This is a genomic window from Plantibacter sp. CFBP 8804, assembly GCF_014841225.1.
GTDB lineage: Bacteria > Actinomycetota > Actinomycetes > Actinomycetales > Microbacteriaceae > Plantibacter > Plantibacter auratus.
Genome location: NZ_JACYTU010000031.1, coordinates 1 through 8701 on the forward strand (window position 1 = coordinate 1; position 8701 = coordinate 8701).

At 70.0% G+C, this 8701-nt stretch carries 9 protein-coding genes; 8 read left to right on the forward strand and 1 reads right to left on the reverse strand.

Annotation, left to right across the window (positions count from 1 at the left end; genetic code table 11):
* Positions 1 to 392: 392 nt before the first annotated feature.
* Positions 393 to 896 carry a hypothetical protein gene (locus IFU11_RS20055; RefSeq protein ID WP_207185363.1) on the reverse strand — a complete coding sequence of 168 codons (504 nt, stop codon included), beginning with the start codon at positions 894 to 896 and terminating at the stop codon, positions 393 to 395.
* Positions 897 to 1043: 147 nt separating this feature from the next.
* Here IFU11_RS20055 and IFU11_RS19815 point away from each other — a divergent pair, with 147 nt between their 5' ends.
* From IFU11_RS19815 to IFU11_RS19850, 8 genes are all read left to right on the forward strand, one after another.
* Positions 1044 to 1679, forward strand: coding sequence for a hypothetical protein (locus tag IFU11_RS19815; RefSeq protein WP_244631987.1), 636 nt, complete (start codon positions 1044 to 1046; stop codon positions 1677 to 1679).
* Positions 1609 to 2685, forward strand: coding sequence for an HAD-IIA family hydrolase (locus IFU11_RS19820; RefSeq protein ID WP_192020087.1), 1077 nt, complete (start codon positions 1609 to 1611; stop codon positions 2683 to 2685). The genes IFU11_RS19815 and IFU11_RS19820 overlap by 71 nt, the downstream gene beginning before the upstream one ends.
* 91 nt (positions 2686 to 2776) lie before the next feature.
* Complete coding sequence (locus tag IFU11_RS19825; RefSeq protein WP_162852287.1) at positions 2777 to 2935, forward strand: hypothetical protein; 159 nt, start codon at positions 2777 to 2779, stop codon at positions 2933 to 2935.
* A 3-nt stretch (positions 2936 to 2938) separates the two neighbouring features.
* Positions 2939 to 3790 carry a TlyA family RNA methyltransferase gene (locus IFU11_RS19830; protein WP_124769481.1) on the forward strand — a complete coding sequence of 284 codons (852 nt, stop codon included), beginning with the start codon at positions 2939 to 2941 and terminating at the stop codon, positions 3788 to 3790.
* Between the two features lie 4 nt (positions 3791 to 3794).
* Positions 3795 to 4805, forward strand: a complete 1011-nt coding sequence (locus IFU11_RS19835) for an NAD kinase (protein ID WP_137241540.1) — start codon at positions 3795 to 3797, stop codon at positions 4803 to 4805.
* Positions 4802 to 6499 (forward strand): DNA repair protein RecN, encoded by a 1698-nt coding sequence (gene recN, locus IFU11_RS19840; RefSeq protein WP_192020088.1) that lies wholly within the window; start codon positions 4802 to 4804, stop codon positions 6497 to 6499. The genes IFU11_RS19835 and recN overlap by 4 nt, the downstream gene beginning before the upstream one ends.
* Before the next feature lie 86 nt (positions 6500 to 6585).
* On the forward strand, positions 6586 to 8280 hold the full coding sequence (locus IFU11_RS19845) for a CTP synthase (protein WP_199862395.1): 1695 nt from the start codon (positions 6586 to 6588) through the stop codon (positions 8278 to 8280).
* Positions 8273 to 8701, forward strand: a 429-nt coding sequence (locus tag IFU11_RS19850; RefSeq protein ID WP_192020089.1) for an NUDIX domain-containing protein, incomplete at its 3' end; no start/stop codon positions are given. The genes IFU11_RS19845 and IFU11_RS19850, both read left to right, overlap by 8 nt.

Here is an 8701-nt window from a genome sequence, read left to right on the forward strand (position 1 = left end):
TGTGGGAGAGTAGGACACCGCCGGACTTCTTCGTTGAAATGGCCACCCAAGGTTCTTGGGTGGCCATTTTGCGTTAACACGCTTTGTGCGTGAAGTCGTCGTTTCACGGGTACCGTGGGACAAGAATTCAACAGTAGGTTGACGCCGGGTGACGGCGTCCGAGCACCGTGGAGATCATCGTGAGTGACCAGTCAGCAGACCAGCCCGACAAGGGTGAGCGACGTCCTCCGAGATCTTCCGGTGACAACCGTGGGAACGGTGGTGCTCCACGGCGCGATGATCGTGCTCGCGGCACCGACCGCCCGCAGCGGTCCGATGCGCCCAGGAGTGATCGTCCACGCACGGATCGTCCGCAGCGTTCCGACCGTCCAGCACGGAGTGGTGACCGTCCGTCATCGGGGGATCGTCCGCAGCGTTCGGATCGTCCTGCTTGGCAGAAAGATCGTCCGGCGTCCGGGGACCGCCCGCAGCGCTCGGACCGTCCCGCGCGCAGCGGCGACCGCCCGTCGTCCGGCGACCGACAGCAGCGCTCTGATCGTCCCGCGTGGCAGAAGGATCGTCCGGCGTCCGGCGACCGTCCGCAGCGTTCGGACCGTCCCGCCTGGCAGCGGGACCGCCCGGCGTCGGGGGACCGTCCCCAGCGGTCCGACCGTCCTGCGCGGAGCGGCGACCGTCCGTCGTCCGGCGATCGTCCGGACCGCGGAAACCGGACCGACCGTGGACACTCCTCTGAGCGTGGTGGCCGTCCCGACCGCGGGCGCGAGAGCGGTGGACGTGAGCTGTGGACGCGCGATGGCGCTCCGGCCCGCGGCGACCGCGACGCGTTCCGACGCGAGCGCGAGCTGACCGAGGAAGAGCGCATCGCGTTCGAGCTCAAGTCGATCCGGCCGCGTCACGACGACCCGGAGATCCCCGACGACGTCACGCCGCAGGACCTCGACAAAGGTGCGCGGAACGAGCTGAAGACCCTGAGCAAGGAGAACGCCGACGGCGTCGCCCAACACCTGGCGATGGCGGCGCGACTGATCGACAGCGATCCTGCGTTGGCCCACCTCCACGCGATGTCCGCCGCCCGTCGGGCCGGCCGGATCGCGATGGTCCGCGAGACCCTCGCCATCACCGCGTACGAGACCGGCGACTACGCCCTCGCGCTTCGTGAGCTGCGGACCTACCGCCGTATCTCCGGCAAGGACGACCAGCTGCCGCTCATGGTCGACAGTGAACGCGGCGTCGGCCGACCGGAGCGTGCCTTGGAACTCGGACGGTCCGTCGATCGCTCGACCCTCGACGTACCGGTCCGTGTCGCCCTCGCGATCGCGATGTCGGGTGCCCGGCTCGACCTCGGGCAGACCGAGGACGCGCTGCTCGAGCTCCAGATCCCGCAGCTCGACCCGAAGCGTGCGTTCTCTTACAGCCCGGCGCTGTTCAACGCGTACGCCGAGACCCTCGAGGTCCTCGGTCGCGAGGAGGAGGCGGCCGTCTGGCACGACCGTGCGATGATCGCTTCCGAAGCACTCGAGCAGTCCGCTGCGGACGACGAGGGCGAGACGATGGTGGTCGTGGAGGAGTTCCTCGAGTTCGACGACGAACCCGAATCGCCCACGGCTGATGCCACTGAGTCCGACGATCAGCCCGGGGAGGAGCCGTCCGGTGAGTCCGCTGTTGACGAGAAGGCCTAAGCCCGTGACCCCGCTCGACGGCGTCGACGTGGTCCTCGCGGATCTGGACGGCGTGGTCTACGCAGGCCCGAATCCGATCCCGCACGCAGTCGAGTCGCTGAACCTGGCGGCGGAACACGTTCGCGTCGGATACATCACGAACAACGCCTCCCGGACGGATGCCTCCGTCGCACAGCACCTGACCGACCTCGGCCTCAGTGTCGCGCCGGCAGAGGTCGTCACGAGCCCACAGGCCGCGGTCCGACTGCTGGCGGGCCTGGTGCCCGCCGGGTCGACGATCCTGGTCGTCGGTGGCGCCGGGCTCGTCGACGAGGTCGAGAAGGGTGGCTTCGTCGTCACCCGCTCGGCTGAGGACTCGCCGGCTGCGGTGATCCAGGGCTTCGCTCCCGAGGTCGGCTGGTCGCAGCTGGCCGAAGCGGCGTTCGCGCTGCAGACGCCGACCGCCGACGGTTCCGAGCTGCCGTGGGTCGCGACGAACACGGACTGGACCATCCCTCAGGCTCGTGGGATCGCTCCGGGAAACGGCACGCTGGTGTCGGCCGTCCACACGGCGGTCGGCCGTCTGGCGACCGTCGCCGGGAAGCCGGAGGTACCGATCTTCGACGAGGCGAAGGTGCGTTTCGGCGCATCGAAGCCGCTCTTCATCGGCGACCGACTCGACACCGACATCCTCGGCGCGAACCGCGCCGGGATCGCGTCAGCCCTGGTCCTGACCGGCATCGATCGGGCCAAGCACGTCCTCGCGGCCGATCAGCACTCCCGGCCGACCTTCATCCTCGAGGACCTGCGGCAGCTGCACGAGCCGTATCCGGCCACCACCATGTCGCGCGACGGCAAGGCGGCGACGGTCGGTGCGGCCACGGTGCGGATCCGAGGGAACGACGTCGTGGTGGAGTCCGACGGCCCGTCCCGGATCGACCTGTTGCGTGCCGCGTGCGCCGCGATCTGGTCGTCCGGCCGTGCCATCTACGGGCTCAACGTCCCGGAGCACCTGTACGCGGAGTGATGCCCAGCCCTCGGGAGGCGCGGTTCGCCACGCGTGTTCGCCCACAGCGGTTCCCGGGGGCGGGGACGGTGGCGGCCGGTAGGGTTGCCCTGTGACGAACGAACCGGAGCACCCGACCGACGGCCTCGTGTCCCGCGTCCACCTCATCGACGAGCAGCCGCTCGAGGAGCGGGCCGCCGCATACAGCCAGCTCGTCGACGAACTACGGGCGACGCTCGAGGGGAGCGACTCGCCGAAGACCTCGGCGTAGCGCATGGAGAACACACCCGAACCGCCGGCTGCAGCCGATTCGCCGGACGCCGCCGCGCAGCCCGCCCGCCTCGACGCCGCCCTCGCCGCGCGCGGACTCGCCCGCTCCAGGACCCATGCGGCCCAGCTCATCGCCGACGGGCTCGTGAGCGTCGACGACCGCACGATCGTGAAGGCCTCCCACCGGGTCCACCCGGATGCTCGGGTCGTCGTCGCCGGCGCCGACCACTACGTGAGTCGCGCCGCCCACAAGTTGCTCGCCGCCCTGGACGCGTTCCCGGTCGTGGTCGACGACGCACTCGTCCTCGACGCCGGCGCCTCCACCGGCGGATTCACCCAGGTCCTGCTCGAGCGTGGAGCGCGTCGGGTGATCGCCCTCGACGTCGGGCACGACCAGCTCGTGCCGCAGCTCCGAGACGACGAGCGGGTGCGGGTCGTCGAGGGGTGCAACGTCCGCTTCCTGACGCCGGAGCAGCTCAGCGAGCTCACCGGCCTGGACGAGCGTCCGTCGCTCGTGGTCGGCGACCTCTCGTTCATCTCCCTCACGCAGGTGCTCCCGGCACTCGTCTCGGTCGTCGCGTCACCGGCGGAACTCGTCCTGCTCGTCAAACCGCAGTTCGAGGTCGGTCGTGGTGGCGTCCGTGAGGGCGTCGTCACCGATCCCGCGCTCCGTGCCGACGCCGTCGCAGGCGTCCTGTGGGCGGCCTGGGACCTCGGTCTCGGGACGGCCGGGCTCATCCCGTCGCCGATCGTCGGCACCCACGGCAACCGCGAGTACGTGGTGTGGATATCGGCGGAGCACGGAACCAATCCGACAGAATGGATGCAGCAGATCACCTCGATGGCTGGAGCGTAACCCGATGGCACATTCCTCCGATCCTGCGGTCGCGGCGAGGAACATCCTGATCGTCGCGCACACCGGCCGCGACGACTCGCGCGACGCCGCCGTGCTCGTCTCCAGGCTGCTCCTGGAAGCGGGCGTCCGTCCGGTCCTCAGCGCGCTGGAGCGGGCCGATCTCATCGCCGTCGACCCGGAGCTCGACGTCGTCTCCATCCTCGACGAGGAGGTCTCCCTCGGCGATATCGAACTGGCGATCGTCCTCGGCGGCGACGGCACGATCCTGCGCGCGGCCGAGGTCACGCGAGGATCGGCGGCGCCGCTGCTCGGGGTGAACCTCGGTCACATCGGCTTCCTCGCCGAGAGCGAGCGCGACGACCTCGCCGAGACGGTCGAACGCGTCGTGCGTCGCGACTACTTCGTGGAGGAGCGCATGACGCTCTCCGTCCGGGTCAAGGTCGGCGCGGAGGTCGTCTACGAGACGTGGGCGCTCAACGAGGCCACGGTCGAGAAGGCGAGCCGGGAACGCATGCTCGAGGTCGTGATCGAGGTCGATCAGCGTCCGCTCTCCTCGTTCGGGTGCGACGGGGTGGTCATCTCGACGCCGACCGGCTCCACCGCCTACAACTTCTCCGCGGGCGGCCCGGTCGTGTGGCCGTCGGTCGAGGCCATCACCCTCGTCCCGCTCAGCGCGCACGCCCTGTTCGCGAAGCCGCTCGTGGTCGGCCCGGAGTCGTCCCTCGCCGTCGAGGTCCTGGAACGCACCGACGGCCTCGGCGTGCTCTGGTGCGACGGCCGCCGGGCCAAGGACCTCCAGCCGGGCGCACGGGTGGTCGTCAGACGCTCCTCGGTGCCGGTCCGCCTCGCGCGCCTCCACGAGAGCACCTTCACCGATCGTCTCGTCAACAAGTTCCGGCTGCCGGTCACCGGTTGGCGTGGCCCCGTCGGACGCGAGGAGCCGATGACCGGCACGATCCACCTCCCGGCCTCCACGGCCACCCGACACCACAGCGATCAGGAGGGCACCGCATGATCGAGGAGATCGAGATCCGCGACCTCGGCGTCATCGCGTCCGGGACACTCCCACTCGGTCCCGGTTTCACCGCCGTGACGGGCGAGACCGGCGCAGGCAAGACGATGGTGGTCACCGCCCTCGGGCTGCTCCTCGGTCAGCGGTCGGACAGCGGCGTCGTGCGGGCGGGCCAGAAGCAGACGAGCGTCCAGGGACGCTGGTTGGTGCCGGGCGACGGCTCGGTCGCCGAGCGCGTCCGCGAGGCCGGGGGAGACCTCGATCCCGCGGGTGATGCGGCAGAGCTGCTGCTCGGTCGGATCGTGACCGCCGAGGGCCGCGGCCGCGCGATCGTCGGTGGCCGGACGGCGCCCATCGGCATCCTCTCCGAACTCGGCGAGCAGCTCGTCGTCGTGCACGGGCAGTCGGACCAGATCCGCCTACGGGCCGCGCCGGCCCAGCGGGACGCCCTCGACCGCTTCGCCGGTGAACCGCTCCAACTGGCCCTCGGTGACTACCAGCGGCGCTACACGGAGCTCCTGGAGCTGCGGACGGAACTCGAGACCCTGACGAACGAGCGCGACACGCGACTCCTCGAGGCCGAGCAGCTGCGCGTCGCGCTGGCCGAGATCGAGCAGGCCGACCCGCAGCCCGGCGAGGACGCCGAGCTGGCAGAGCGCGCCGATCGACTGACCAATCTCGAAGAGCTCCGCCTCTCGGCGGCCGGCGCCCGAGAACTCGTCTCGGCCGAGGCCGGCGAGGAGAGTGACGTCGTCGGACTGCTCGAAGGTGCGCGGCGGCAGCTCGACCGGGCCTCGGTGCACGATCCCGCCCTCGGCGCGATCGCCGCGAGTGTGGCCAATGCGAGCTACCTGGCCGCGGAGATCGCCGCCGAGCTCTCGAGCTACCTCGCCGGACTCGACGAGGACGGCGCTCGCGAACTCGAGGTCGTCCAGGAACGCCGCGCCACTCTTGCGACGCTCGCCAGGAAGTACGGGCCGACCGCTGAGGACGTCCTGCACCTGCTCGAGACGGGCAGCACACGCCTGATGGAACTCGACGGCGACTCCGACCGCATCACCCAGCTCGAGGGCGACGTCGAACGACTCTCCGGGGAGGTCGACGCCGCTGCCGCGACGTTGAGCGCCGTCCGGGTCGAAGCCGCCGCTCGACTCGGCGCAGCCGCGAGCGCGGAACTGCGCTCGCTCGCGATGGCCGAGGCTGAGCTCGTCGTCGAGGTGTCCGATCGCGACGACCTCACCCTGCACGGCAAGGACGTGATCGCCTTCCTCCTCCGACCGCACGCCGGTGCCGAGCCCCGACCGCTGGGCAAGGGCGCCTCGGGTGGAGAGTTGTCCCGCGTGATGCTCGCTCTCGAGGTCGTCATCGCCGGCGCGGACCCCGTGCCCACCTTCGTGTTCGACGAGGTCGACGCCGGTGTCGGCGGAGCCGCGGCGATCGAGATCGGCCGTCGCCTCGCGGCTCTCGCCGAGCGCTCGCAGGTGATCGTCGTCACCCACCTCGCGCAGGTCGCGGCCTTCGCCAACAACCACCTGAGCGTGGTCAAGGGCGGCGACGGTTCGGTGACCGCGTCGAGCGTGCGCCAGCTCGTCGGCGCCGAGCGGGAGGCGGAGATGGCGCGGCTGCTCTCCGGGCTCGCGGAGTCCGACAGCGGCCTCGCCCACGCCCGCGAACTGCTCGCCCTCGCAGCCTCCTGACGACGCGACCGCGAAGGAAGCGACACATGAACCCGAACTGGATGGTAGGATAAAAGCCCGTGGTGAATACTTCTGAAGCGGGCAACCTGAACTCTCCGACCGACGGCATCGTCTCGGGCTCCAACGGCACGACCAAGCACATCTTCGTGACTGGTGGTGTCGTTTCTTCGTTGGGCAAGGGGCTCACCGCAGCCAGCCTCGGCAACCTGCTGACGGCGCGCGGGCTCCGGGTGGTCATGCAGAAGCTCGACCCCTACCTCAACGTCGACCCGGGCACGATGAACCCGTTCCAGCACGGCGAGGTCTTCGTGACCGACGACGGCGCCGAGACCGACCTCGACATCGGCCACTACGAGCGGTTCCTCGACATCGAGCTGAGCCAGGCCGCGAACGTGACGACCGGTCAGATCTACTCGACCGTGATCGCCAAGGAGCGTCGCGGCGAGTACCTCGGCGACACCGTGCAGGTGATCCCGCACATCACGGACGAGATCAAGCGCCGCATGCGCCTGCAGGCGTCCGAGACGCCCCAGCCCGACGTGATCATCACCGAGATCGGTGGCACGGTCGGCGACATCGAGTCGCAGCCGTTCATCGAGTCGGCTCGTCAGATCCGCCACGAGCTCGGCCGGAACAACGTGTTCTTCGTCCACGTCTCGCTCGTGCCGTACATGGGCGCCTCCGGTGAGCAGAAGACGAAGCCGACGCAGCACTCGGTCGCGGCCCTCCGGTCCATCGGCATCCAGCCCGACGCACTCGTGCTCCGCAGCGACCGTCCGGTGACCGAGAGCAACAAGCGCAAGATCGCGCTCATGTGCGACGTCGACGAGGACGCGGTCGTGAACGCGGTCGACGTCCCGAGCATCTACGACATCCCCACCATGCTGAACGACCAGGGCCTCGACGCGTACATCGCCGACCGCCTGGGTCTCGTCACCAACGAGGTCGACTGGAGCGGCTGGGCCGACCTCCTCGAGGCCGTCCACCACCCGAAGCACGCCGTCACCATCGGTCTCGTCGGCAAGTACATCGACCTGCCCGACGCCTACCTGTCGGTGACCGAGGCGCTCAAGGCCGGCGGCTTCGCCCACGACACCAAGGTCAGCATCCGTTGGATCCCGTCCGACGACTGCGAGACCGTCGAGGGAGCGATCAAGGCGCTCGCCGACGTCGACGGCATCTGCGTCCCCGGTGGCTTCGGCATCCGCGGCATCGAGGGCAAGCTCGGCGCCCTGAAGTTCGCCCGCGAGAACGGCATCCCGGTGCTCGGCCTCTGCCTCGGCCTGCAGTGCATGGTCATCGAGTACGCGAGGAACGTCGTCGGGCTCGAGGGCGCCAGCTCCTCAGAGTTCGACCCCGACACGCAGTTCCCCGTCATCGCGACGATGGCCGAGCAGGTCGAGATCATCGCCGGCGGCGACCTCGGCGGCACGATGCGCCTCGGCCTGTACGCGGCGAAGCTCGACGAGGGCTCGATCGTCGCCGAGCTGTACGGTGCGGACGAGGTGTCCGAGCGTCACCGTCACCGCTACGAGGTGAACAACGGCTACCGCCAGCAGATCGCGGACGCCGGCCTCCAGTTCTCCGGCCTGTCGCCCGACGGCACGCTCGTCGAGTACGTCGAGCTGCCGCGCGAGGTGCACCCGTTCTACGTCGCGACGCAGGCGCACCCCGAGCTGCGGTCGCGCCCGAACCACGCGCACCCGCTGTTCGCCGGTCTCGTCGGTGCTTCGCTCGAGCGTCAGCAGGCGAGCCGTCTGTTCGACGTCGCCAATGGTTGAGTCGGTCGGCGACGCCGCGTCGTTGCGCGACGAGTCGCACCCCGTCGAGGTGGTGTCCTCCGAGCGCGCGTTCGCGGGCAAGGTCTGGGACATCCGGCGGGAGACGTTCCGCTACGGCGACGGCGAGGTCGTGCGAGAGTTCGTCGACCACACCGGTGCGGTCGCGGTGTTGGCGCTCGACGCCGACGAGCGCGTCCTGCTCATCCAGCAGTACCGTCACCCGATCGGCGAGCGCGACTGGGAGCTGCCGGCCGGCCTGCTCGACATCGCGGGGGAGGATCCGGCCGTGGCCGCGGGTCGCGAGCTGGAGGAGGAGGCCGACCTCGTCGCCGGTTCGCTCCAGCTGCTGACGGAGTTCTACACGACGCCCGGAGGTAGCAACGAGTCGATCCGCATCTATCTCGCGCGTGACCTCACCGCG